Genomic DNA, 22,946 nt, shown 5'->3' with positions numbered 1-22,946 from the left:
GTGGGGTCGTAGGCGGCGAGGAGGTCGGGGTGGTGGCGCCGGTGCAGGCCACCCCGTTCAGGGTGAACGCCGTGGGATCGGTGTTGGTACCGGTGGTCGCGCCGTTGAACCCGAACGACGTGGACGCGTTCGTGCCGAGCGCGGCGTTGTAGCCGGCGTCCCTGACGCTCACCGAGGAGCCGGACTGGGTGACGACCCCGTTCCACAGCTGGGTCACCGTCTGGCCCGAGGCGAAGGTCCAGCCCAGCGTCCAGCCGTTCACCGGATCGCCGAGATTGGTGATCTCGACGGAGGCGCCGAAGCCGCCCTGCCACGTGTTGGTGACCGCGTAGGCGACCCGGCAGCCGGCGGCCGCCCGGGCCTCCACGACCGTCAGCAGCGCGGCGCCGAGAGCCACGACACCGACGCCGACGATCTTTCCGATGGTCGCCATGGAGATCCTCTCACAGTGATACGTATCAATCTGGGAGCGCTCCCAAGCGTGGCGCCGCGAAATAGTTTCGTCAACCCCCAGAAATTAACGTTGGTGAATGCATCGACTATCTATGGGAGCGCTCCCATGCAATGATGCGGTCACTCCCCTTTCGCGGTTCAGTACCTGAGGTGAAGTGATGTCCCCCAGAAAACTGCTCGCCTGCGCGGCCGCGGCCGCGCTCATCGGAACCGGCCTGCTCGCCGCGCCCGCGGCCGCCGCGGCCGGCTGCCGCGTCGCCTACACCGTCACCAGCCAGTGGCCGGGCGGTTTCGGCGCGTCGGTCGCGATCACCAACCTCGGCGACCCGGTCGCCGGCTGGACGCTGGCCTTCTCGTTCCCGTCCGGCCAGACGGTCACCCAGCTGTGGAACGGCGCGGTCAGCCAGTCCGGTGCGGCGGTGTCGGTGCGAGACGCCGGCTACAACTCCGCCATCGCCACGGGTGCGACCACGTCGTTCGGCTTCAACGGCGCCTGGACCGGCACGAACGGCGTGCCGTCGTCCTTCGCCCTCAACGGCGTGACCTGCACCGGCGGCGTCACCACTCCCCCGACCACCACACCGACGACGCCGCCGACCACGCCACCCACCACGCCGCCGACGACACCGCCGCCCGGCGGGACGGTCCGCGTGATGGCGCTGGGCGACTCGATCACCGGCTCGCCAGGGTGCTGGCGGGCGCTGCTCTGGCGGCGTCTGCAGCAGGCCGGGCAGACCCGGGTGGACTTCGTCGGCACGCTGCCGGCGCAGGGCTGCGGCTTCACCTACGACGGCGAGAACGAGGGCCACGGCGGCTTCCTGGCCACCAACGTCGCCGACCAGAACCAGCTGCCCGGCTGGCTCGCGGCCACCGACCCGGACGTGGTGATGATGCACTTCGGCACCAACGACGTGTGGAACAACCGTTCCCCCGCCACGATCCTGGCGGCGTTCACGAAGCTGGTCGGCCAGATGCGCGCCTCGAACCCGGCGATGAAGATCCTGGTGGCCCAGATCCTGCCGATGAACCCGAGCAACTGCGCGGAGTGCGGCCAGCGGGTGATCGCCTTCAACGCGGCGATCCCGGCCTGGGCCGCGGCGACGGGCACGGCGGCCTCCCAGGTCACCGTCGTCGACCAGTGGACCGGCTTCGACACGGCGACGGACACCCCGGACGGCGTACACCCGAACGACAGCGGCAATCAGAAGATCGCCAACCGCTGGTACCCGGCCCTGAGCGCGGCCGTCTCCTGACCGCGGCGGCCCCGGACCTGTGTCAGGTCCGGGGCCGCGGCGCGTCAGCTGCCCGGCACCGCCATCTCGCCGAGCTCCGACCAGTCGTCCTGCTCGATCATCTGGCTGATGATCTTCGGAGTCGCCGCCAGGTGCGCGGGCAGGTCCTGCTGTGCCTGCTTGAAGTGCGCCGATCCGACGTGCGCCGCGCCCGCCGCGCCGTCGCGGAACGCCTCCACCAGGACGTACTCGTCCGGGTTGTCGATGCTGCGGGACCAGTCGAACCACAGGCAGCCCGGCTCGGCGCGGGTCGCGGTCGTGAAGGCGTTCGCGATCTGCGGCCAGCGGTCGGCGTCCTCGGCCTTGATCAGGAACTTCGCGGTAATGAAGATCATCGGTGCGTCCTCTCGTGCGACTGGATGCGTGCCCACCCACCATCTTGCTAAATCGACGCAGTGTGGGCACCCGCGCGACCGCCGGCGAACGTCCGTCCTGTCACGATTTCACGACCGCCTCATTACCGGTCGGTAAATCGATCACCGCAGAATCAGGCGCTCCAGCGGTCGCGGAGGTCCGGGTTATCTGGCAATGTCGACGTCAGGGCTGTGAGCTGGGCCACAAAGTGCCAGCAGTGTGCCCGAACGGAGGATCGATGATGATTCAACGACCGACCGTACTCCGGCGACCGTCGCGCTGGGCCTCCATGATCGGCGTCCTGGCGCTGCTGACCTCGGGCGCCGCCTGCTCCAACGCCCCCGAGGGCACGGTGGTCAACCTCTACGGCGGGGCGAGCGGGCTCGGCTTCGACAAGATCATTGACGACTGCAACCGACAGGCCGCCGGCCGGTACACCATCGTCGGCAACCTGCTGCCCAGCGACGCCGACGGTCAGCGCGACCAGTTCGTGCGCCGGCTCGCCGCCAAGGACGACGGCATGGACCTGCTCGGCATGGACGTGACCTGGACCGCCGAGTTCGCCGAGGCCAAGTGGATCCGGGAGCTGACCGGGGAGCAGAAGGCACAGGCGATCAAGGACACCCTCCAGCCGCCGATCGACACGGCCACGTGGAAGGACAAGCTCTACGGCGTACCGCGCACGACCAACGTCCAGCTCCTGTGGTACCGGAAGTCGCTGGTGCCGACCCCGCCCAAGACGATCGACGAGATGATCTCGATGGCCCAGCAGCTCAAGGCGCAGGGCAAGCCCTACGAGATCGGCTTCACCGCCGCCCAGTACGAGGGATACGTGGTGAACGTCAACAACCTGATCACCGCGTACGGCGGCACGCTGGTCAACGAGGACAGCTCGGCGCCGACCATCGACGACAAGACCGTGCAGGCGCTCACCCTCCTGCACAAGCTCTCCACCTCCGGTGTCACCAGCGCGTCGCTGTCGAACGCCCAGGAGCCCGAGGTCTTCGCGGACCTGCAGGCCGGACGATCCGCCTTCTCGCTCAACTGGCCCTACGTGCTGAGCTCCATGCGCGAGGCGAACCCGGGGCTCGTAGACGACCTCGGCTACGCGCCCTACCCGTCGGTGGACGGCGGCCCGCCGAAGGTGACGCTGGGCGGGATGAACTACGCCATCAGCACCTACAGCAAGCATCCGGAGGAGTCCTTCGAGGCCGCGATGTGCCTGCGCAACTCCAAGAACGCGCTCAGCGCCGCCCTCGACGCCGGTGACGTCCCGGCCCTGGCCACCGTCTTCGAGCTGCCGGAGTTCAAGGAGGCGTACCCGATGGCCGACGTCATGATGACCGAGCTGGAGGCCGCCGTGCCACGGCCGGTCTCGCCGGTGTACCAGAACATCTCGACGCTCGTGTCGACCACGCTCTCACCACCGCAGAGCATCAAACCGCAGGAGGCGGCCGACAAGCTGCGCGACTCCATCCAGGACGCGATCGACGGCAAGGGGATCGTGCCATGACCATCACCCCGACCTCGGCCGCCGTGGCGGCCGAGGACCAGTCCGACGACGGCACCCTCGAGATCGCCCGCCGGCGCCACACCGATGCCAAGAGAGCCGAGCGCAAGCTGGGTCTGATGCTGGTCGCGCCGGCCGTGACGATCATGGCCGCGGTGGCCGCCTACCCGATCCTCTACGCCTTCTGGCTGTCGCTGAACAAGGCGGACCTGCGCCGCCCGGACGCCAACGAGTTCATCTGGTTCGACAACTACGTCACCGTGCTCTCCAGCCCGATCTGGTGGACCGCCTTCGGCGTCACCATGTTGATCACGGTGGTCGGCGCGACCCTCGAACTGGCGCTGGGGATGCTGCTGGCGATCGTCATGCACCGCACGATCGTGGGGCGCGGGCTCGTGCGCACCTCGGCGCTGGTGCCGTACGCGATCGTGACCGTGGTCGCGGCCTTCTCCTGGCGCTTCGCCTGGACCCAGGGCATCGGCTGGCTCGCAAGCGGTGATTCGGCGCCGCTGACCGAATTCTGGCCGTCGCTCGGGATCATCATCGTGGCCGAGGTCTGGAAGACGGTTCCGTTCATGGCCCTGCTCCTGATGGCCGGCCTGGCCCTGGTGCCCGAGGATCTGCTCAAGGCCGCCTCGATGGACGGCGCGAACGCGTGGAAGCGGTTCTGGCTGGTGACCGTGCCGCTGATCAAGCCGGCCATCCTGGTGGCGCTGTTGTTCCGCACCCTCGACGCGTTCCGGGTGTTCGACAACATCTTCATCCTCACGAGCGGGTCGAACAAGACCAGCTCGGTGTCGATGGTGGCCTACAGCAACCTGATCCGAGGGCTGAACCTCGGCATCGGGTCGGCGATGTCCGTGCTGATCTTCATCACCACCGGGATCATCGCCTTCCTGTTCATCAAGCTCTTCGGGGCGGCCGCGCCCGGATCCGACGCCGAGGGGAGGCGGTAGTCATGCAGCCCGAGACCACCAACCGCAAGCTGATGTGGTGGGGCGTCAACGCGATCGTCCTGCTGTACGCGTTCGTCCCGGTGATCTGGATCGTGTCGCTGTCGCTGAAGGACGACGCGACGCTCAACGACGGGAAGTACTTCCCCAGTTCGCCGAGCGACGACAGCTACTCCGCGATCTTCAGCAATCCCGACTTCCTCAGGGCGCTGTTCAACTCGATCGGCATCTGCATCATCGCCACCGCGATCGCCATCGTGTTCGGGACGATGGCCGCGTACGCCATCGCCCGGCTCCAGTTCCCGGGCAAGATGCTGATCGTGGCGGCGGCGCTGCTCGTCTCGATGTTCCCGCAGATCGCGCTTGTCACGCCGCTGTTCAAGATCGAGACCTCGATCGGGCTGTTCGACACGTGGGCCGGCCTGATCATCCCGTACATCGCCTTCGCGCTCCCCCTCGCGATCTACACGCTGTCGGCGTTCTTCCGGGAGATCCCCTGGGACCTGGAGAAGGCCGCGAAAATGGACGGGGCGACGCCGTACCAGGCCTTCCGCCGGGTCATCACCCCGCTGGCCATGCCCGGCATCTTCACCACGGCCATCCTGGTCTTCATCTCCTGCTGGAACGACTTCCTGTTCGCCCTCTCGCTCACCTCGACCTCGAACGCGCGCACCGTACCGGCGGCGATGAGCTACTTCACCGGCGCCACCACGTTCGAGAAGCCGACCGGACCGATCGCGGCCGCCGCCGTGGTCATCACCATCCCCATCGTGATCTTCGTGCTGGTGTTCCAGCGGCGGATCGTCGCGGGGCTGACCTCGGGCGCCGTCAAGGGCTGACCCCTACCACCGAAACGGAGGAGCTGACATGGCCGAGATCGTCCTGGAGCACGTGGTCAAGCGTTATCCCGACGGCGCCCTGGCGGTGGACGACTTCAATCTCGAGATCGCCGACGGCGAGTTCATCATCCTGGTCGGCCCGTCCGGGTGCGGGAAGTCGACCACGCTGAACATGGTGGCGGGGCTGGAGGACATCACCGCCGGCAAGCTGATCATCGACGGCCAGGTGGTGAACGACAAGGCGCCGAAGGACCGGGACATCGCCATGGTGTTCCAGTCCTATGCGCTCTACCCGCACATGACCGTCGGCGACAACATGGGCTTCCCGCTCCGGCTCGCCGGCATGGACAAGGAGACGATCAAGAAGAAGGTCGCGCAGGCGGCGGAGATGCTGGAGCTGAGCCAGCACCTGGACCGCAAGCCCGCCAATCTGTCCGGCGGGCAACGCCAGCGGGTGGCGATGGGCCGGGCCATCGTCCGGTCGCCGAAGGCGTTCCTGATGGACGAGCCGCTGTCGAACCTCGACGCCAAGCTGCGGGTCCAGATGCGCACCCAGATCGCCCGGATCCAGAAGAACCTCGGCACGACGACCCTCTACGTGACCCACGACCAGACCGAGGCGATGACCCTGGGCGACCGCGTCGTGGTCATGCGCGGCGGCATCGTGCAGCAGGTGGGCGCGCCGGCCCACCTGTACGCGCGCCCGGCCAACCTGTTCGTGGCGGGCTTCATCGGCAGCCCGGCGATGAACTTCTTCCCCGGCAGGCTCCGCGGGGACACCGTGGTGACCGCCCTGGGCGAGGCGACGCTGCCGGACAAGGTGCGCCAGGCGCTGAACGGCGCGACGGGAGAACGCGAGGTCATCGTCGGCATCCGGCCGGAGCACTTCGAGGACGCCGCCCTGGTCGGGGACAAGCCGGGCGCGACGTTCGACGCACCGGTCGACATCGTGGAGGCGATGGGGTCGGACGTCTACGCCTACTTCACGATCAAGGGCGAGGGTGCGCACTCCAAGGACCTCGACGACCTGGCCAAGGACACCGGCAACGACCTGCACAGCGGAGGGGTCGACGTGACGGCCCGCCTGGACGCCGCGGCGGACGTCCGGCGCGGCCGCACGGCACGCATCTGGTACGACACCTCGAAGATCCAGCTGTTCGACGTGGCGACCGGCAAGAACCTGATCGCGGCGGCCGACTGAGCGGCCGCACGGCCGGCAGGCCCCCTCGTTTGCGAAGATGAGCGGCAGGTGAGGGTCCGGCGACATCGAGGGGGCGGTCACGGCCAGGGAGACCGGGCGCAAGGTCATCGCGTCCAACAAGAAGGCGCGGCACGACTACGCGGTCCTGAAGACGTACGAGGCCGGCCTGGTGCTCGCCGGCACCGAGGTGAAGTCGCTGCGCGCGGGCTACGCCTCGATCGTGGACGCGTTCGCGCAGGAGCACGAGGGCGAGTTGATGCTCTACAACCTGCACATCGCGGAGTACGGCTTCGGGTCGTGGACCAACCACGCACCGCGGCGGACCCGCAAGCTGCTGCTGCACAAGCTGGAGATCGCCCGGATCCTCGACAAGCTGCGCGAGCCCGGCAACACCCTGGTGCCGCTGTCGCTGTACTTCAACGACGGCTGGGCGAAGGTGGAGCTGGCGCTCGCCCGGGGCAAGCGCGAGTACGACAAGCGCCAGGCGCTCGCCGAACGCGACGCCAACCGCGAGATCGCCCGGGCCATGGGCCGGCACCTGAAGGGCCGTACCAGGGGCTGAACCGCCGGGAAGATCAGGACCGCGTGCTCAGCCCTGTGCGAGGTGCGTCGGGCACTGGAAGTTCTCCGCATGGTGCATGGTGCGCCAGTAGGTGACCTCCACGGAGTTCTGCAGACAGCCGTCGTGGAAGCAGCGCACCCGCAGCTTCGTGCCGTCCGGCACGAAGTCGGTCCGGCCGGGATGCCGGCGGCACGTGTTCTCCGGCGTCAGGTCGTGCTGGAAGTTGCGCCACGAGCAGCCCTCGGCCTGGCATCGCACCAGCTTGCCCCGAGGGAACAGGGGGCGGTGCACGCCCGGGATGGGCGGTGTGAGGGTCATCGGACCCGGAAGCAGGTGTACGGGACCCGTTGTTGACGAGCGCATGTCGGCCACCTTCCGGTCACGGGCTCTGCCCTGGACGCTACGCCGCTCCGGCGCTGGTCACAATCGGATCGCGGCGGTTCAGGTGGCGTCCTGATCCGGCAGCGGCAGCTCGGTCACCTCGACCGCCGCGGCCACCTTCGGCGAGTGGGCCGGCGCGGGGCGCTCCGGTTCGGTGCTGCGGGCGTAGCGGCCGCGGCTGCGCGTCACCGGAAGCGGGATCATGCGGATCGGGGCGGGCGGCTCGGTGAACCGGCCCGGGCCCCAGCGGACCCAGACGGCCACCCGGCCCGCCTCGGCCTCGGCACACAGCTTGCCGATCGTGCGCTTGCGGTCGGTGTGGTCGACCTCGACCACGACCGGCGGAGCGCCCGGGCGGGCCAGCGCGACGTCGAGCACCGAGTGCTGCTTGTCCATCGGCGGTGGCAGGGTCACGACGCTGGGCGCCCGGCGGTAGACCCGCCAGCCCTGCGCGTCGCCCCAGGCCGCCACCGCGTCGATGATCCGGGCGGTCACCTCGTCCTGCGTGAGGCCCGCGAAGGTCAGTCGCGCCAGCCAGGCCGCCAGGTCGTCCATTGCGGCAGATTAGCCGCACCCTGTGACAACCGGTCCGGCGACCTGACGCGCAGAACATGAAGCGGGGGCGGCCCGGCACCGCCGGGCTGCCGGTGTCGCGGAGGGGCTAGGGCGCGGGCAGGCCCGCGGCGATGCGGCCGAGCGCCTCCGTGAGCAGGGCCTCCATGGAGACCGTGCCGCCGCTGCGCAGGAAGTGGGCCTGTGCGACGTTGTTCGCCGCCGTCACGGCGGCGGCCACCAGGTGCGGGTAGAGGTCCTTCTCGAGATCGGTGCCGGTCCGCCGGGCCACCGCGGCCGCGAACTCCGCCTCGGCGCGCACCCCGGCGCGCAGCAGCTCGCCCTGCAGGGCGGGCTCGGCCAGCATGGTCCGCAGGCCGGCGGCCCAGGCACCGCGGTCGGCGACCGGGTGTGCCACCAATTCGGGGCCGGGCTCGAACTGGCTCAGCGCGACGTGGGTGATCGACTCCCAGAGCGGCTCGCCCTCGGGCCGCGCCAGCAACCCGTCGGCGGCGCGCTGGAGCCGGTTGAGGTGGCGGGACGCGATGGCCTCGCCCTTGCCGGAGAAGTAGTTGTTGAACGTGCGGGGCGAGACACCGGCGGCGTCCGCGATGTCCTGCACCCTGACGTTGTCGAAGCCACGCTCGACGGTGAGGCGGATCGCGGCCCAGCTGAGCGCGCTGCGCGTCTCGGCCTTCTTGCGCTCGCGGAGTCCCACGTCCCCAACCGTAGCGGTAATTGCGCGATCAGCAAAGATGCGGGCCACGCAAGTTTTAAGGTTGAGCCGATCCGCGGGCGGCCGCGCTGCGTACCGGTCGGTGGCACCCGACATGGAGGTACACCATGCACGGAATCCCCGGCGACCAGTCGCCACCGCCCGACTGGCCCGCTCCCGGCACTCCCCTGCCGGAGGACGAGCCGACGATCGAGCTGCCGGTCGTCGCGGCGGACCCGCCCACCTTCACCCCGAGGATGGCGCAGGCCGCGCTCTCCCTGGCGCTGAGCAGGCCCGCGCGACGGGTCCCGGAGCCGGCCAGGCCGAGCCGGCCGGCCCCGGTGGCCACGGCGGCGGATCCGGAGGTCGCGGACGAGCCGGAGGCGCCGGCGGAGCCGGAGGTCGCGGACGAGCCGGAGGCGCCGGCGGAGCCGGAGGCGCCGGCGGCCGTGCGCCCGGCGGAGCCGGGGCGCCGCTGGCTGATCGGGGCGGGGATCGCCGCCGGCGCCCTCCTGCTGACCGGCACGGCGGTCTTCGTACTGGGCCGCGACGGCGGCGCCCCGGCCGCCGGCCCCGGCGACTGGAGCCCGCCCGTCGCCGCCGCGGCCGGGCACGTCGCCACCGCCGCGCTTCATGGGCGCACCACCGCCGGCTTCGAGGTCGTCGACGGGGCCCGGCAGGTCACCGTGCGGGCCGCGGACCTCGGCGACGTCCTCTACCGGATCAGCACGCCGGAGACCGGCGACGTGCGGCCGCGCGCCGAGGACCGGGACGGCCGCATCCGGCTGCGCCTCGACGGCGACGCCCAGTCGGTCGACATCGCCCTGAACTCGGCCGTGCTCTGGGACCTGCGCGTGGCCGGCGGCGCCGACCTGAGCACCATCGACCTCAGCGCGGGGCGGGTCGGCGGCGTCGACCTGGCCGGCGGCGCGAGCCGGATCAACCTGACGCTGCCCCGGCCGGACGGGACGCTCGGCGTACGGATGAGCGGCGGGGTCAGCCTCTTCGACGTGCGGACCGCCGGCGGGGTCCCGGTGCGGGTCCGGGTCGGCGCCGGCGCCAGTCAGGTGACGGTGGACGGGCGGCTGCACGCCGGGGTCGCGGCCGGGCGGACCTTCACGCCGGCGGCCTGGGGCGACGCCGTCGACCGCGTCGACGTGGACGCGGCGGGCGGCATGTCGGCGCTCACGGTCGCACCCTACTAACGGGTAATGACAGGATGACCGCATGACCGAGGTAACCCCCGCCCTGGCGCGCGAGGCCTGGCGGCTCGCCGAGCCGCTGCACGGCATGATCTATTTCGCCCCCGAGGCGCGGGAGCGGTTCGACGCGCTCGGCATCCCGGCCACGGCCGGCTACTTCGCCTCCCGGGGCGGGGCCTTCGGCCCGGTCGGGCCCGGGCCGGTCGTCGCCACCTTCTACAACTTCAACCCGGACCTGGTGGCCCGCGCCCTGCCGGCGGTCTGGCAGCTCACCACGCCCGCGGCCGCCCTCGCGGCCCGGCTGGACGCGGCCGACGCCGCGCTGACCCGCGGCCTGGGCGACGCGATCAAGAGCCCGGAGGTGGCCGAGGCGGCGGACCTGGCCCGGCTCGCGGCCGAGTCCGCCACCGCGTACGCCGCGGGCCGGCCGTTGTTCGCCGCGCACGCCGCACTCGACTGGCCGGACCGGCCGCACCTGGTGCTCTGGCACGCCGTGACGGTGCTGCGCGAGTTCCGCGGGGACGGGCACATGGCGGCGCTGCTGGTCGCCGGCGTCAGCGGCCTGCAGTCGATGATCCTGCACACCGCCTCCGGCCAGGCCGACGGCGGGTTCCTGCGGTCCAGCCGCGGCTGGAGCCGGGAGCAGTGGGCGGCGCAGGCCGCGGTGCTGCGCGAGCGCGGCCTGCTCGACGGGGAGGAACTCAGCGCGGAGGGCCGGGAACTGCGCGCCCGGATCGAGGCCGAGACCGACCGGCTGGCCGTGCCGGCGTACCAGGCGCTCGGCGCGCACCGCTGCGCCCGGCTCGCGGAACTGGCCCGGCCGCTGAGCAGGACATTGGTCAAGGCCGGGTTCCTCGCGGCGGCGGCGCCCCGGAAGTGATCCACATCCCAGCCTCGGTTAGGTTGTTGCCAAGACTTTGCAACTACTACTGAGCCCCCATATGCTGGTCCGTACCGACCGTGCCGGCCCGGGGAGGGTTCCATGCAGGTTCAGGCAATGCACGTCGCCAACGGGATCGTGAACGGCACGGTCTCGGCGATCTTCGCCGTCTTCGCCGCTCTCGCCCTGGCCTTCTGCGTCTGGCGGGCCCGCGCCGACCTCGACGACCGGCTCGCGCCGATGGCCGGGCTCGTCGCGGCGTTCATCTTCGCCGTGCAGATGCTCAACTTCCAGGTCCTGCCCGGCATCTCCGGCCACCTGCTCGGCGGCACCCTGGCCGTCGTCCTGGTCGGACCGTGGGTCGGCGCGCTCTGCGTCTCGACCGTCCTGATCATCCAGTGCCTGCTCTTCGCGGACGGCGGCCTGACCGCGCTGGGTCTGAACATCACCAACATGGCGATCATCGGTACCGCGGCGGGCTACCTGCTGGTGGTCGGCCTGATGCGGGTCCTGCCGAAGACGCCGGCGGGCGTCGGTGCGACCGCCCTGATCGCATCGGTCATCGGCGTGGTGGCGGCCTCGCAGGGCTTCGTGTTCGAGTACTGGCTCGGCGGCACGACCGAGCTGTCGCTGCCGTGGGTCGCCGGAACGATGGCCGGCACACACCTGCTCATCGGCATCGGCGAGGGCCTGATCGCGGCGACGACGGTGGCGACCGTCGCCCGCGTACGCCCCGATCTGGTCTATGCGATGCGGCGCTTCCGCAGGCCGCCCATCGCGGCGACGACGACGGCGGCGGCGACGCCCGCCACGGTCTGAGGGGGTCGGGCGTGAGCAAGCGACTCGGATGGTTCCTGGCCGGCGGCCTGCTCGTGGCGCTGCTGCTGGCCGGGGTCGTCAGCAACTTCGCCTCCGGCAGCCCGGACGGCCTCGACGCGACCGCCCGCCAGGGCTGCACGTTCGGCGCCGACGGCGAGATCACCGGCGGCACCTGCATGCTCTCGCAGGAGCGGGAGCACCAGCTGGCGGGCGGCCCGCTCGCCGACTACGGCATCAAGGGCATCGACAACGAGTTCCTGTCGACCGGCCTCTCGGGCGTCCTCGGCGTGCTGATCACCTTCGGCGTCGGCGGCGGCCTCTTCTGGCTCGTGCGGCGGCGTACCCCCGGGAAGGCCTGATGGGCGCGGGCCACGCGCATCCGCTGCACCTGGACCACCGCAGCCCGGTGCACGCGCTCGCGCCCGAGGTCAAGATCGTCGCCACCCTGCTGTTCACCATCGTGGTGGTGGCCACGCCGCGCACCGAGTTCGCCGCGTTCGCCGGCTACGCCCTGCTGCTCGCGGCCGTGACCGTGCTGGCCCGGGTGCCGCTGCCGTGGCTGGCCCGGCGCGCGACCATCGAGCTGCCGTTCGTCGTCCTCGCCGTCACGCTGCCGTTCGCCGGCCACGGCGAGCGGATCACCTGGCTCGGCATGTCCCTGTCGGTCGACGGCCTGTACGGCGCGTGGAACATCTTCGCCAAGGGCACGCTCGGCGTGATCGCCTCGCTGCTGCTGGCCGCGAGCACCTCGATGCGCGACCTGCTCCTCGGCCTGGACCGGCTGCGCTGCCCGCGGGCCTTCACCCAGATCGCCACGTTCATGCTGCGCTACCTCGACATCCTCGCCGACGACGCGCGGCGCATGCGGATCGCCCGGCTGTCGCGCGGCTACGACCCGAGATTCCTGTGGCAGGTCAAGGCATTCGCGGTCGGCATCGGCGCGCTGTTCCTGCGGGCGTACGAGCGCGGCGAGCGGGTCTACCTGGCGATGGTCTCGCGCGGCTACGACGGGCGGCTACCCCGGCCCGAGGCGGGTGGCGCGACGACCGCCGACTGGGCGACCTCGGCGGTCCTGCCGGCCGCGGCGACGGCCATCGCGCTCGCGGCGGTGCTGCGATGAGCCTGGAGATCGCCGGGCTGACCTTCGCCTACCCGGACGGCAGCGTGGCGCTGCACGGCGTCGACCTCAGCGTCGCCGAGGGCGAACGGATCGCGCTGCTCGGCCCGAACGGCGCCGGCAAGACCACCCTGGTGCTGCACCTCAACGGGATCCTGCACGGCGGCGCCGGCACGGTCGAGGTCGGCGGCCTGCGGGTGGACCCGGCCGACCGGGCCCGGCTGGCCGAGATCCGCCGCCGCGTCGGCATCGTCTTCCAGGACCCCGACGACCAGTTGTTCATGCCGACCGTCGCCGAGGACGTCGCCTTCGGTCCGGCCAACCTCGGGCTGCGCGGCGCGGAGCTGCGCGCCCGCGTCGACGAGGCCCTGGCGGCGGTCGACATGACCGCGCACCGCGACCAGGTCCCGCAGCACCTGTCGTTCGGGCAGCGCCGCCGCGTCGCGGTCGCCACCGTGCTGGCGATGCGGCCGGAGCTGCTGGTCCTCGACGAGCCGTCGTCCAACCTGGACCCGGCGAGCCGGCGCGAGCTGGCCGAGATCCTCGAACGGCTGCCGGTGACGGTGCTGATGGTGACGCACGACCTGCCGTACGCCCTGCAGCTGTGCCCCCGCGCGGTGATCCTCGACGGGGGCCGGATCGTGGCCGACGGTAAGACCGGTGACCTGCTCGCCGACGAGGAGCTGCTGCGCGCGCACCGGCTCGAGCTGCCGTTCGGCTTCCACCCGGTCCGCCCCTGACCCTCCGGTCAATCGCCGGTGCGCGGCGGGCGGTAGCCGGGGACCGCGTTGGCCGCGGTGACGTCCCCGCCGTAGTGGCCGAGCACCCGATGGTCCATCACGCGCCGCCACACGGGTGGGATCAGCGCGAGCAGCAGCATCGTGGCGTAGCCCGCCGGCAGCTGGGGTGAAACGTCGAAACTGCGCAGGGTCTGGTAGCGGCGCAGCGGGTTGGCGTGGTGGTCGCTGTGCCGCTGCAGCTGGAAGAGGAAGACGTTGGTGGTCAGCCGGTCGCTGTTCCAGCTGTGTCGCGGATCGACCTTCTCGTAGCGGCCAGCGGCGTTGCGCTGCCGTCTCAGGCCGTAGTGCTCGAGGTAGTTGACCGCCTCGAGGACGGAGAAGCCGACCACGGCCTGCACGAGCAGGAACGGCAGCACGCGGAGGCCGAAGGCGAGGGTCAGGACCGCGAACAGCGCCACGGTCATGGCCCAGGCATGCAGGATCTCGTTGCGGATGCTCCAGGGGGAACGGCCGCGGAGCCGGTGCCGTGAGCCTTCCAGCCGCCACGCCGAGCGCAGGCTGCCCAGCACGGTCCGGGGCCAGAACCGGTAGTACGACTCGCCGAGCCGGGAGCTGGCGGGGTCTTCGGGCGTCGCGACCCGTACGTGATGGCCGCGGTTGTGCTCGACGAAGAAGTGGCCGTATCCCGTGGGCGCCAGGGCGATCTTGGACAGCCAGCGTTCGACGCTCTCGCGTTTGTGGCCCAGCTCGTGCGCGGTGTTGATGGCGACGCCGTTGACAAGCGCGGCGGTCAGCACGAGACCCACCGCGCCGATCGGGCCGGGGCCGCGGGTCCACACCGCACACGCCACGACGAGCGCGGCGAACTGGGCGGGCAGGTACAGATAGGTGATCCACCGGTAGTACGGCGACGCCTGCAGGGCGGGCACGGCGTCTTCCGGCGGGTTCGCGCGGTCGTCGCCGATGAGCACATCGAGGACGGGGATGACGCCGAAGACGACCACCGGCGTGAGCCACCACGCCCACGGGGATCCGGTCGCGGTGGCGAGCAGCAGGGCGGCGAACGGCAGGGCCGGAACCACGAGGGCGAACGGCCAGAGGGGGCGCTTCGTGTCACGCCAGGCGGGTGCGGCGACGTCCATGGCGCCCATGCTTTACACGAACAGCCTTCGTGTCAAGGGAAGTGAGGTTGGTGGATCTCCCGCCCGTCAGGTGAGCAGGCGTACGAATACGCCGGCGAGCACGTCGGCCGCGTCGGCCCGCGGCCCGGTCGGCAGGACGATGTGGCTGACGGTGAGCCTGACCACGACGTCCGCGGCGACGTCGACCGTGCCGGGGGCGACGCCGGGCAGATGCTCGGCGGCCCATTCCCGGATCACGTCGCCGGCGGCGTCGAACACGATGTCGGCGCGCGTGGTCAGGTAGGGCAACAGCTCGTCGGCGCCACCGCGCCCGCTGGTCAGGATGGCGCGCACCAGCGGGTTCCGGTCGGCCTCCTCCAGCGCGAACAGGATCGCCGCGTGCGCCGCGGCGCGAGCCTCCGCGCCGTGGGCGGCCAGGTGGCGGTGCACGCCGGACACGAACACCCGGATTTCCCGTACGGCCAGAGCCTCGGCCAGGCCGGCCCGGCCGTCGAACTCGTTGTACAGCGTCTGCCGGCTGACGCCGGCGGCCTTGGCCACATCGGCCATGCGCACGTCTTCCCACCCGCGCATCACCGTCAGTTCGCGGGCGGCGTCCACGAGCGCCTCGCGTATCCGGGCTCGGCTGTCCGTCATCGACGGCGGTTCCGCGGGCGTCACCGACCCACCGAGGGCCGCCCGGGCGATTCGGGTCTGGCCGATCGGGTCCGGGCCCAGCGGACGCAGCACGATCGTTCCGGCCCCGGCGTCGGTCAGCGCCTGGATCCCGGCCGGGATGTCGCGCGCCGGACCGATCAGGGTGAACAGCTCGCCCTGAGGTATTCCGAGCCACTGCGCCTGAGCGGCCACCAGCTCGCCGGTGACCTCCGCGGCGTTCGCCGGGTCGTCGTTGACGTGCAGGTACACGAAGGTGATCAGCTCGTGGGCGGCCCCGGCGCCGCCGCGGCGGATGTGCCCGAGCGCGGCGGCGATCTGCTCCGGCCCGTTGCCCTCGGCGAGGATCGTCCCGTCCGCGACCCGTCCGGACAGCTCCAGCGAGCGCGGCCTGACGACGCCGGTGACGATCGGTGGCACCACCGACGGCGGGTGCACCAGGCCGACCCCGTCGAGGTGAACCTCGCGGCCGTCCAGGGTGACCGTCTCGCCGAGCAGCATGCCCCGGACCGCGACGATGCTCTCCTCCAGCAGTGCGAGTTTGGACTTCCGCTCCTCGCCGACCTGACGCATCCAGTCCGTCACGCCGTGCCCCAGGCCGGCGACGACCCGGCCCGGATACACGCGGGCCAGCGTCGCGAGTTCCATGGCGAGCAGTGCCGGATTGCGCAGCGGCACCGGCGCGATGCCGATGCAGACGCGGATCCGGGAGGTGGCGGCGAGAGCGAGCGCGGCGGAACTGACCGACCCGGCCCACCCCAGATCCTCGACCAGCCACAGGTCGTCGACGCCGATCCCCTCCGCTGCCACGGCGTATGCCGGCAGCTCTTCGGGGGCGTGATCGCGGTCGAACATCACTCCGATACGAGGCATCAGCGATTCTATCCACCCGCATGTCCGGCGGCGGCCACTCCGATATGGAGGCCGGCAGGTAGGGTGTACTAGTGGTACACACTAGTAGTTCACTCATCGTCCGCCTGGTGATGACCGCCGGCGTGGTCGTCCTCCTGCGCGATCCGCGCGGTATCGCCGGCGAGTTCACCCGCCGGCCGGCGGCGGTAAGCGTGACCGTCGTGGTCGTCTTCCTCGGCCTGGTCGCGCTCTACTGCCGGGCACTGCAGCGCACCCTGGCCGTCGTACGCCCGGATGCCAGGACCGTGGCGCCGGCCTCGGTGTGGTGGATGTTCGCCGTCCCGTTCAACTTCGCCGAGGACTTCTTCATCGTCCGCAACGTCACCGGATCCCTGGCCGCCGACGGCCGGATCCCGGCCCGGGCGGTGGGGCGCTGGTCGGCGCTCGGCTACGGCTGGTGCGGGCTGCAGATCGTGTCGCTGTTCCCCGGGGCGATCGGCTACGCCGGCGGGTCCCTGGCGCTGCCCGTGTGGGCCGCACACTGGTACCTGACGTCCAGGCTCAACCGAACCCTCGGATAGGTTCGCGCCATGCCGCTGCCCCGTTTCGACCGGCTGCCACCGGACGCCCGCGCCGCGATCCTGTCCGCGGCACGCGCCCACTTCGCCCGCGACGGCCGCGACGGCGCCTCCCTGAACCGGATCATCGCGGACGCGAGAATCTCCAAGACCAGCGCGTACCACTACTTCGACGGCAAGGACGACCTCTTCGCCGCGGTCACCGCCGATGCCGCAGGCCGTGCCCTCGCCGCGCTCGGCCCCTGGGTGGAGGTGGACAGCGCACCGGCGTTGTGGGACCAGACGGCCGCCGGCGCCGACCGGCTGGCCGCCCACCTGCGCGAGCACCCCGACGACCGGGCCGTGCTCGCCGCCGCGCCGCACGACGCCGGCGCGCATCCGTGGATCGACCGGCTCGTCGACAACGGCGGGCGGCTCGGCCTGCTCGACCCGGCCGTCGACCCCGGGCTGATCGCCGCGGTGACGGCCGCGGTCATCGGCGCCGTCGACACGTGGGCGCTGAACCGTCCGGCGGACGAGTCCGTCGCCGGCACCCTGACCCTCCTGCTGCAACGGCTGTGGAGCCCGATCCGCGCCGCCGGCTGAGGCGGACGCCGATCACAGCGCCGGCCACGAGGAACCGGGCGCCCGCAGTTCTGGCCGGCGCCCGGTTCCCTCCCGATCAGGAGACGCAGAACGCGGTGACTATCAGGCTCCAACCGCCGGTGCCCGGCGTCGCCGTCTCGTCGCGGCCCGTCGCGGTCACGATGGTCGGGGTGGTGTTGTTCGGCCTGATCGCGGTGATCGTGCCGCGTGAATCGGTCCAGGCAGCGCTGCCGGCGACCCGCTTGCCGGTCGGGCAGCCGACGCTGACGCTCTTGCTGACCGTCGTGTCGGATGCGGTCCGGTTCTCCGCCATCGCGAAATCCCCGAAGGCACCGGTGGTCACGCAGATCAGATACGCGGTGACGCTCCAGTTGCCGGAGAAGCCGGTGCTGTCCTCCAGGCCGGCGACGCCGTAGCCCCGCGGATTCAGGGTGCCGCCGACGCCCTGGGTGAGCAGCTTGACCTGTCCCCCGCCGCCGTTGATCTGGCCGCCGCCACCGGTCGTGAGCTTTCCGTTCGGGCACGACGGGTAGATGGCGTTGAAGGCGTTCGAGGTGGTCGTGCTGACGGCGGTGAGCAGCTCCCATCCCGGCGCCACGCTGGAGCAGTAGGCATAGGCCATGAGCTGCCAGGTCGCGGTGGTGCCGATCTCGTCCTGCACCGCGACGGCCCGGAAGCTGTCGGTCAGACCCGACATCGGCCGCCGCTCGACCACCTCGATGTGCCGGCCGGAGGTGGTGAAGCCGCCACCGAGCACGCGCGGGTTGGTCGCCGGGCACTGCGCCGTGACGGTCTTGGCGGCCGACACGCTGAAGCCCGAACTGGCGGTGACCACCACGATGCTGCCGGGCGGAATGGTGGCCGCCGCGGCCGGCGCGGCGCCGATCGCCTGCACCCCTAGGTGTGCGGCAACCAGCAGCAGGCCTGCCGCGAGAGCCGGGAACCGTCGTCGCCTTGTGATACCGAGCAAGTTTCCTCCCCCTGTCGGATGTCGACGGACGGGACCGTACCGAGCACCCGTGGGAGGAACGTTGGAATCCGATGGGAGGCCCGGCACGGGCGCCCGGATAGAATCGAAACCCTCAAGTTCATCGATCGATGCCGGGGGCTGCGCGGTTTGGAATACCGGATTCTCGGGCCGCTGGAGATTCGGCTGGACGGCCGTCCCCTGCCCATCGGCGGGCCGCAACAGCGCGCGCTGCTCGGTGCGCTGCTGCTGAACGCGGGCCGGGTGGTCTCGGTGGACCGGCTCACCGAGCTGCTGTGGCCGCTGGACCCGCCGGACGCGTCCCGGGAGCTGCTGCGCGGCTGCGTCGCCCGGCTGCGCCGGGTGCTGCGGGCCGCGGACCCGGCGGCACGCGGCGAGCCGCTGCTCACCCGGGCGCCGGGATACCTGCTGCGGGTCGGGCCCGGCGAACTCGACGCGGACCGCTTCGCCCGGCTGGTCGCCGCGGCGGGCGAGCGCACCGGCGCCGAGGCGGCGGCGCTGCTGCGGGAGGGGCTGGCCCTGTGGCGGGGTCCGGCGCTGGCCGACGTCGCGCTGCCCGGCATCCGTGCCGCGGCGGTCGGCCTCGACGAGCGGCTGGCCGCCGCCCTGGAGGAGCGCATCGATCTCGACCTGGCGGCGGGCCGCCACGCGGACCTGGCCGGCGAGCTGACCGGCCTCGTCCGCACGTACCCGCTGCGGGAGCGGATGTGGGCCCAGCTCATGCTCGCCCGGTACGCGGCCGGGCGTCCGGCCGAGGCGCTCGGCGCCTATCGCGAGCTGCGCCGTCACCTGGTGGAGCAGCTGGGCGTCGAGCCGAGCGAGCCGCTGCGGCGGATGGAGCGCGCCATCCTCGCGGACGAGGACGTCGCCGCGGCCTACCGCACCGGGCCGGCGCCGCGGCCGCCCGGGAAACCCTCCGCCGGGCCGCCGGACCGGGCCGCCGGCCGGGACGGGACCGGCGTACGCCGGTCCACGATGGTGGGACGGGCGGCCGAGCTGGCGACGGCGCGGGCGGCGCTGGCCGGCGACGTACGGCTGCTGGGGATGGCCGGGGATCCCGGGATCGGCAAGAGCCGGCTCCTGGCCGAGCTGGCCGATGACGCGCGGCACGCCGGGCGGACGGTGCTCGCCGGGCACGCGGCCGAGTTCGAACGGGAGGTCCCGTTCGGCGTCTTCCGCAACGCGCTCGAGGATCACCTGAGGACGCTGGACCCGTCCCGGCTCGCCGGCCTCACCGCCGACGAGCGTCGGCTGCTGCCCACGGTCTTTCCCGTCCTGCCGACGGCACCCGGCGGCCCCGGCGCACCGTTGCTCGCCGCCGAGCGCTACCTGCTGCACCGGGCCGTACGGGCGCTGCTGGAGAGCCTTGCGAAGCCGGCCGGCCTGGTGCTGGTCCTCGACGACCTGCACTGGTGCGACGAGGGATCCGCCGAGCTGCTCGGCCATCTGCTGCGCAATCCGCCCGGTGCGCCCGTGCTGCTCGCGGTGGCCTACCGGCCGCGTCAGCTCTCCGCCCGGCTGCACCACGAGATCGTCGCGGCGGAACGCCGGGACCTCGCCGTCCTCGTCGACGTCGAGCCGTTGAGTCTCGACGAGGCCGCCGCGCTGCTGCCCGCCGGCCTCACCCACGATCGCCGGAGGGAGCTGTACCAGGCCAGCGCGGGCAACCCGTTCTACCTCGAGCTGCTCGCCCGCGGCAGCCCCTCGGGACGACTCACGGCCGGTACCGACGGTTCCGCGCCGACGTGGGTGCACGCCGCGCTGGCCGGGGAGTTCGCCGCGCTTGCGCCCACGCACCAGCGCGTGGCGCACGCGGCGGCCGTCGCCGGGGACGTGTTCGACGCACACCTCGTCGCGGCCATCGCCGAGCTCCCCGACGACGTGGTGCTCGACGCGCTGGACGAGTTGAGCAGCCGCGATCTGATCCGCCCCGGCGGGGCCGGGTTCTGGTTCCGGCATTCGCTGCTGCGCAGCGCCGCGTACCAGCACGCCAGGCCCGGGTGGCGGGTCGGCGCGCACGGGCGGGGCGCGGCCGAGCTCGCGCGCCGGGGCGCGCCGCCGGCCGAGCGTGCCCGCCACATCGAGCTGTCCGCCGTTCCCGGCGACCACGACGCCATCGAGCTGCTGCGGTCGGCCGCCGTCGGCGCGATGCACTCGACGCCCGCGGCCGCGGCACACTGGCTCGGGTCGGCGCTACGGATTCTCCCCCACCGGCCGTCGGCCGCGGGGCGCCGGCTGGAGCTGCTGAACCTGCGCGCGCAGGCGCTGGGCATCACCGGGCACCTCGCGGAGAGCCGGGACATCCTCGTCGAGGTGCTCCGGATGGTGCCGGTGGGTACGGGCCACCGCGTCGCCGTGCTCAGCTTCCTCACCATGCTGGAACACCTGCTCGGCAACCACGGGCAGGCCCGGGCGCTGCTGACGGGTGAACTGGCCGCGCTGCCGGATCAGCACGGCTCCGCCGCGGGCGGCCTGCGGGTGGCGGTGGCGCTCACCGCGGTGATGCACGGCGACGTCCGGCTCGACGAGGTACTCACGGCGATCGAGGTCGCCCGGGGAACCGGGGAGCGGCCGTTGCTCGCCGCCGCGCTGACCGTCGGTGCCGTGGCGTGTCAGTCGTTCGATGTCACGAACGGCCAGGTCGCGTCCTGGCTGGACGAGGCGGCCGGGCTGGTGGACGCGATGTCCCCGGCCGAGCTCGCCGGGCGGCTGGACGCCGCCCTGTTCCTCGGCTGGGCCGAGATGTATCTGGAGCGCTTCGGACTCGCCACCGCCCACCTCGATCGCGCGCTGGGGGTTGCCCGCGGCACGGGCCAGAGCAACCTGATCGGCCCGCTCCAGCTGATCACCGGCGTCGCACATCTCAGCACCGGGGATCTCACCCGGGCCGAGCTGGCGTTCGACGCCGCGATGGAGTCCGAGACCCTCACCGGCGGGCGGGAGACCCGCGGCCGGATCCTCATCTACCGGACCTGGGTCACCGTCTGGACCGGAGACGTCGACGCGGCACTGGCCTTCGGGGAGGAGGCGGTCGCCCTGGCCGGGGGCCGGCCCGGTACGGACTGGCGGTCCGGGCCGGCCGAGGCCACCCTCGGGTTCGCCCGCTACGCCGCGGGGAACCCGCAGGAGTGCGTGGAGCTCCTGGTCCGCGCGGGAGGTGGGCCGGACCTGCCCGCCGTCCGCGAGGTCTGGCGGCCGAGCTGGTTCGAGCACCTCAGCGCGGCCGCCACCGCGGCCGGGCGGCAGCGCGAGGCGGCCGGCTACGCCGACCGGGCCGGCCGGTTGCCGATGGTCGAGGGGCTGCACCGGCGCTCCGGCCTCATCCGGCTCGCGCAGGTGCATCCGCTGCTGGGCACCGACCCGGCCACGGCCGCCCGGCTCGCCCTGCGGGCCGCCGGGCTGTTCGAACGGGCCGGCGACCGGCTCGGCTCCGCGCAGGCCCATCTGTTCGCCGGCGTCGGCCACCGCGAGCTGGGCGAGGCCCGCGCCGCCGATTGCGAGATCGCCGAGGCGCGGCGGGCGTTCGCGGAGTGCGGAGCCCGTCCGCGTTGGCTCGCCCGCTACCTCGGCGTCTCCCTGTCCTGACCGCGCCACGGCGGGTCGTGCACGTCGCCCGGATCGGCCAGCAGTTCCGAGAGGGCGACCGGTTGCAGACCGCGTTCGCGCAGGCCGGCGAGGATCGGCGGCAGCGCATCGTCGGTGTACCGGGCGTTCGCCTCGGTGAGATGCATGATCACGATCGAGCCGGGGCGCACCTGCGACAGCACCGCCCGCACCACCGGCGCCGCGCTCCGGGCGAACGGATCACCGCTGACCACGTCGCCGTCGATCACGGTCACGCCGAGTGGCGCGAGCGCCCGCAGCGCCGCCCGGTCGTGACACAGGCCCGGGAACCGGAAGTACCGCGTCTGCCGGCCGCCGAACGGTTCCAGGGTCCGAAACGTCCTGGCGACGTCGCTGGTCATCTCCGCCGCCGGCAGTGGGGGCAGGGTGTAGCAACCGGCCGTGAACGCGGCGTGCTCGTAGCTGTGGTTGGCGAACTCGAAGCGCGGGTTCCCGGCGATCCGGCGCATCACCTGCGGATACCGCTGCGCCCACTGCCCGGTAACGAAGAACGTCGCGGGTATCTCACCCCGCTCGAGCAGGCTCAGCAGCGTGAGATTCGCGTACGAGGACACCTCGCCTCGCCGCAGCCGGGCGATCATGGCATCGGTCATGTCGGCGTCGAAGGTCAGCGCCACCCTTTTCGGCCCGCGGGGCCCGTGCTGGAGCACCGGCGGCACCGGTCCCGGCGGGCGTTCCCCGGGCCGAGGCGCCCGGCGGGGCGCCGACTCGGGCGACGGCGCGGTGGACGGTGCCGCGGCGGAACGGGTTGCGGCAGCGCTCACCGGCGACGGATCGGGCCGGGTGGCGTCGGCGCCGCACCCAGCCAGCACCAGCACCGCACAGAGCGCGACAGCCCGTCCCTTGATCGACATGCCGCAAATATGGCACGGGCGAGCCACGGCGCGGGGCCCGGGATGCGGCCGTCGCCGGTGCGGCGGGCACGGTCACCGCGCGTCCGGAGGTTCCCGGCG

Annotated in this window: 24 protein-coding genes; 15 read left to right on the top strand and 9 right to left on the bottom strand. The window is 72.2% G+C overall.

Translation table 11 applies throughout. The features are described 5' to 3' along the window. Nucleotides 1–433, bottom strand: a 433-nt coding sequence (locus AB0B58_RS01515) for a cellulose-binding domain-containing protein (protein WP_360215624.1), incomplete at its 3' end; no start/stop codon positions are given. A 178-nt stretch (nt 434–611) separates the two neighbouring features. Here AB0B58_RS01515 and AB0B58_RS01510 point away from each other — a divergent pair. Continuing rightward, the gene (locus tag AB0B58_RS01510; protein ID WP_360215621.1) at nt 612–1,706 is read left to right on the top strand and encodes a cellulose binding domain-containing protein; all 1,095 of its coding nucleotides are present in this window, start codon (nt 612–614) and stop codon (nt 1,704–1,706) included. Between the two features lie 44 nt (nt 1,707–1,750). On the opposite strand, the gene AB0B58_RS01505 is transcribed toward AB0B58_RS01510, so the two are convergent. Beyond that, on the bottom strand, nt 1,751–2,080 hold the full coding sequence (locus AB0B58_RS01505; RefSeq protein ID WP_360215618.1) for a putative quinol monooxygenase: 330 nt from the start codon (nt 2,078–2,080) through the stop codon (nt 1,751–1,753). A 257-nt stretch (nt 2,081–2,337) separates the two neighbouring features. Here AB0B58_RS01505 and AB0B58_RS01500 point away from each other — a divergent pair, with 257 nt between their 5' ends. The 5 genes from AB0B58_RS01500 (at nt 2,338) to smpB (ending at nt 7,164) form a co-directional block, all read left to right on the top strand. Then, on the top strand, nt 2,338–3,612 hold the full coding sequence (locus AB0B58_RS01500; RefSeq protein ID WP_360215615.1) for an ABC transporter substrate-binding protein: 1,275 nt from the start codon (nt 2,338–2,340) through the stop codon (nt 3,610–3,612). Next, nucleotides 3,609–4,565, top strand: coding sequence for a sugar ABC transporter permease (locus AB0B58_RS01495; RefSeq protein WP_360215611.1), 957 nt, complete (start codon nt 3,609–3,611; stop codon nt 4,563–4,565). Before AB0B58_RS01500 ends, AB0B58_RS01495 begins: the two co-directional genes overlap by 4 nt. 2 nt (nt 4,566–4,567) lie before the next feature. Then, the gene (locus tag AB0B58_RS01490) at nt 4,568–5,401 is read left to right on the top strand and encodes a carbohydrate ABC transporter permease (protein ID WP_360215608.1); all 834 of its coding nucleotides are present in this window, start codon (nt 4,568–4,570) and stop codon (nt 5,399–5,401) included. A 28-nt stretch (nt 5,402–5,429) separates the two neighbouring features. After that, nucleotides 5,430–6,602, top strand: a complete 1,173-nt coding sequence (gene ugpC / locus AB0B58_RS01485; protein WP_360215605.1) for a sn-glycerol-3-phosphate ABC transporter ATP-binding protein UgpC — start codon at nt 5,430–5,432, stop codon at nt 6,600–6,602. A gap of 64 nt (nt 6,603–6,666) precedes the next feature. Continuing rightward, nucleotides 6,667–7,164 carry an SsrA-binding protein SmpB gene (gene smpB / locus AB0B58_RS01480; protein ID WP_360216221.1) on the top strand — a complete coding sequence of 166 codons (498 nt, stop codon included), beginning with the start codon at nt 6,667–6,669 and terminating at the stop codon, nt 7,162–7,164. A gap of 27 nt (nt 7,165–7,191) precedes the next feature. On the opposite strand, the gene AB0B58_RS01475 is transcribed toward smpB, so the two are convergent. The 3 genes from AB0B58_RS01475 to AB0B58_RS01465 all read right to left on the bottom strand — a co-directional run bounded on the left by AB0B58_RS01475 (nt 7,192) and on the right by AB0B58_RS01465 (nt 8,815). Then, a complete protein-coding gene (locus AB0B58_RS01475) occupies nt 7,192–7,482 on the bottom strand; it encodes a hypothetical protein (RefSeq protein WP_360215602.1) in 291 nt (96 codons plus the stop codon). Nucleotides 7,483–7,605: 123 nt separating this feature from the next. After that, nucleotides 7,606–8,100 (bottom strand): hypothetical protein, encoded by a 495-nt coding sequence (locus tag AB0B58_RS01470; RefSeq protein WP_360215599.1) that lies wholly within the window; start codon nt 8,098–8,100, stop codon nt 7,606–7,608. Nucleotides 8,101–8,206: 106 nt separating this feature from the next. Then, nucleotides 8,207–8,815, bottom strand: a complete 609-nt coding sequence (locus AB0B58_RS01465) for a TetR family transcriptional regulator (protein WP_360215596.1) — start codon at nt 8,813–8,815, stop codon at nt 8,207–8,209. A 125-nt stretch (nt 8,816–8,940) separates the two neighbouring features. Between AB0B58_RS01465 and AB0B58_RS01460 the strand changes: the two genes are divergently transcribed. The 6 genes from AB0B58_RS01460 to AB0B58_RS01435 all read left to right on the top strand — a co-directional run bounded on the left by AB0B58_RS01460 (nt 8,941) and on the right by AB0B58_RS01435 (nt 13,570). Beyond that, nucleotides 8,941–10,017, top strand: coding sequence for a hypothetical protein (locus AB0B58_RS01460; protein WP_360215593.1), 1,077 nt, complete (start codon nt 8,941–8,943; stop codon nt 10,015–10,017). A gap of 22 nt (nt 10,018–10,039) precedes the next feature. After that, nucleotides 10,040–10,894: an SCO6745 family protein gene (locus tag AB0B58_RS01455; protein ID WP_360215590.1), complete on the top strand. Its 855-nt coding sequence runs from the start codon at nt 10,040–10,042 to the stop codon at nt 10,892–10,894. Nucleotides 10,895–10,996: 102 nt separating this feature from the next. Then, nucleotides 10,997–11,713: an energy-coupling factor ABC transporter permease gene (locus AB0B58_RS01450; protein ID WP_360215587.1), complete on the top strand. Its 717-nt coding sequence runs from the start codon at nt 10,997–10,999 to the stop codon at nt 11,711–11,713. Nucleotides 11,714–11,724: 11 nt separating this feature from the next. Then, a complete protein-coding gene (locus AB0B58_RS01445) occupies nt 11,725–12,072 on the top strand; it encodes a PDGLE domain-containing protein (protein ID WP_360215584.1) in 348 nt (115 codons plus the stop codon). Next, complete coding sequence (cbiQ, locus tag AB0B58_RS01440) at nt 12,072–12,833, top strand: cobalt ECF transporter T component CbiQ (RefSeq protein WP_360215581.1); 762 nt, start codon at nt 12,072–12,074, stop codon at nt 12,831–12,833. Before AB0B58_RS01445 ends, cbiQ begins: the two co-directional genes overlap by 1 nt. After that, on the top strand, nt 12,830–13,570 hold the full coding sequence (locus AB0B58_RS01435) for an ATP-binding cassette domain-containing protein (protein WP_360215578.1): 741 nt from the start codon (nt 12,830–12,832) through the stop codon (nt 13,568–13,570). The genes cbiQ and AB0B58_RS01435 overlap by 4 nt, the downstream gene beginning before the upstream one ends. Before the next feature lie 8 nt (nt 13,571–13,578). Here AB0B58_RS01435 and AB0B58_RS01430 read toward each other — a convergent pair whose 3' ends face one another. Both AB0B58_RS01430 and AB0B58_RS01425 read right to left on the bottom strand, forming a co-directional pair. After that, a complete protein-coding gene (locus AB0B58_RS01430; protein WP_360215575.1) occupies nt 13,579–14,712 on the bottom strand; it encodes an alkane 1-monooxygenase in 1,134 nt (377 codons plus the stop codon). A 66-nt stretch (nt 14,713–14,778) separates the two neighbouring features. Next, nucleotides 14,779–16,239, bottom strand: coding sequence for an LLM class flavin-dependent oxidoreductase (locus AB0B58_RS01425; protein WP_360215572.1), 1,461 nt, complete (start codon nt 16,237–16,239; stop codon nt 14,779–14,781). A gap of 110 nt (nt 16,240–16,349) precedes the next feature. Between AB0B58_RS01425 and AB0B58_RS01420 the strand changes: the two genes are divergently transcribed. Continuing rightward, nucleotides 16,350–16,799 (top strand): hypothetical protein, encoded by a 450-nt coding sequence (locus tag AB0B58_RS01420; protein WP_360216218.1) that lies wholly within the window; start codon nt 16,350–16,352, stop codon nt 16,797–16,799. A gap of 9 nt (nt 16,800–16,808) precedes the next feature. After that, nucleotides 16,809–17,381, top strand: a complete 573-nt coding sequence (locus AB0B58_RS01415; RefSeq protein ID WP_360215569.1) for a TetR/AcrR family transcriptional regulator — start codon at nt 16,809–16,811, stop codon at nt 17,379–17,381. Nucleotides 17,382–17,457: 76 nt separating this feature from the next. On the opposite strand, the gene AB0B58_RS01410 is transcribed toward AB0B58_RS01415, so the two are convergent. After that, the gene (locus AB0B58_RS01410; protein ID WP_360215566.1) at nt 17,458–18,351 is read right to left on the bottom strand and encodes a hypothetical protein; all 894 of its coding nucleotides are present in this window, start codon (nt 18,349–18,351) and stop codon (nt 17,458–17,460) included. A gap of 147 nt (nt 18,352–18,498) precedes the next feature. On the opposite strand from AB0B58_RS01410, the gene AB0B58_RS01405 reads away from it, so the two are divergent. Further along, nucleotides 18,499–21,954 carry a BTAD domain-containing putative transcriptional regulator gene (locus tag AB0B58_RS01405; protein ID WP_360215563.1) on the top strand — a complete coding sequence of 1,152 codons (3,456 nt, stop codon included), beginning with the start codon at nt 18,499–18,501 and terminating at the stop codon, nt 21,952–21,954. On the opposite strand, the gene AB0B58_RS01400 is transcribed toward AB0B58_RS01405, so the two are convergent. After that, entirely contained in the window at nt 21,930–22,847 is a 918-nt protein-coding gene (locus AB0B58_RS01400; protein ID WP_360215560.1) for a polysaccharide deacetylase family protein, read from the bottom strand. The two genes, AB0B58_RS01405 and AB0B58_RS01400, sit on opposite strands and share 25 nt — an antisense overlap. Nucleotides 22,848–22,946: the final 99 nt, after the last annotated feature.

The sequence above is a fragment of the Actinoplanes sp. NPDC049118 genome, assembly GCF_040648555.1.
GTDB lineage: Bacteria > Actinomycetota > Actinomycetes > Mycobacteriales > Micromonosporaceae > Actinoplanes.
The sequence above is the reverse complement of the archived record's forward strand: the minus strand, read 5'-3'. Positions and strand labels throughout refer to the sequence as shown.

What these genes read in the sequence shown, in the direction of transcription:
- AB0B58_RS01510 (WP_360215621.1), top strand. Translation starts at nt 612, where the DNA reads ATGTCCCCCAGAAAACTGCTCGCCTGCGCGGCCGCGGCCGCGCTCATC.
- AB0B58_RS01505 (WP_360215618.1), bottom strand. Translation starts at nt 2,080, where the DNA reads ATGATCTTCATTACCGCGAAGTTCCTGATCAAGGCCGAGGACGCCGAC.
- AB0B58_RS01500 (WP_360215615.1), top strand. Translation starts at nt 2,338, where the DNA reads ATGATGATTCAACGACCGACCGTACTCCGGCGACCGTCGCGCTGGGCC.
- AB0B58_RS01495 (WP_360215611.1), top strand. Translation starts at nt 3,609, where the DNA reads ATGACCATCACCCCGACCTCGGCCGCCGTGGCGGCCGAGGACCAGTCC.
- AB0B58_RS01490 (WP_360215608.1), top strand. Translation starts at nt 4,568, where the DNA reads ATGCAGCCCGAGACCACCAACCGCAAGCTGATGTGGTGGGGCGTCAAC.
- ugpC (WP_360215605.1), top strand. Translation starts at nt 5,430, where the DNA reads ATGGCCGAGATCGTCCTGGAGCACGTGGTCAAGCGTTATCCCGACGGC.
- AB0B58_RS01475 (WP_360215602.1), bottom strand. Translation starts at nt 7,482, where the DNA reads ATGACCCTCACACCGCCCATCCCGGGCGTGCACCGCCCCCTGTTCCCT.
- AB0B58_RS01470 (WP_360215599.1), bottom strand. Translation starts at nt 8,100, where the DNA reads ATGGACGACCTGGCGGCCTGGCTGGCGCGACTGACCTTCGCGGGCCTC.
- AB0B58_RS01460 (WP_360215593.1), top strand. Translation starts at nt 8,941, where the DNA reads ATGCACGGAATCCCCGGCGACCAGTCGCCACCGCCCGACTGGCCCGCT.
- AB0B58_RS01455 (WP_360215590.1), top strand. Translation starts at nt 10,040, where the DNA reads ATGACCGAGGTAACCCCCGCCCTGGCGCGCGAGGCCTGGCGGCTCGCC.
- AB0B58_RS01450 (WP_360215587.1), top strand. Translation starts at nt 10,997, where the DNA reads ATGCAGGTTCAGGCAATGCACGTCGCCAACGGGATCGTGAACGGCACG.
- cbiQ (WP_360215581.1), top strand. Translation starts at nt 12,072, where the DNA reads ATGGGCGCGGGCCACGCGCATCCGCTGCACCTGGACCACCGCAGCCCG.
- AB0B58_RS01435 (WP_360215578.1), top strand. Translation starts at nt 12,830, where the DNA reads ATGAGCCTGGAGATCGCCGGGCTGACCTTCGCCTACCCGGACGGCAGC.
- AB0B58_RS01430 (WP_360215575.1), bottom strand. Translation starts at nt 14,712, where the DNA reads ATGGACGTCGCCGCACCCGCCTGGCGTGACACGAAGCGCCCCCTCTGG.
- AB0B58_RS01425 (WP_360215572.1), bottom strand. Translation starts at nt 16,239, where the DNA reads ATGCCTCGTATCGGAGTGATGTTCGACCGCGATCACGCCCCCGAAGAG.
- AB0B58_RS01420 (WP_360216218.1), top strand. Translation starts at nt 16,350, where the DNA reads ATGACCGCCGGCGTGGTCGTCCTCCTGCGCGATCCGCGCGGTATCGCC.
- AB0B58_RS01415 (WP_360215569.1), top strand. Translation starts at nt 16,809, where the DNA reads ATGCCGCTGCCCCGTTTCGACCGGCTGCCACCGGACGCCCGCGCCGCG.
- AB0B58_RS01400 (WP_360215560.1), bottom strand. Translation starts at nt 22,847, where the DNA reads ATGTCGATCAAGGGACGGGCTGTCGCGCTCTGTGCGGTGCTGGTGCTG.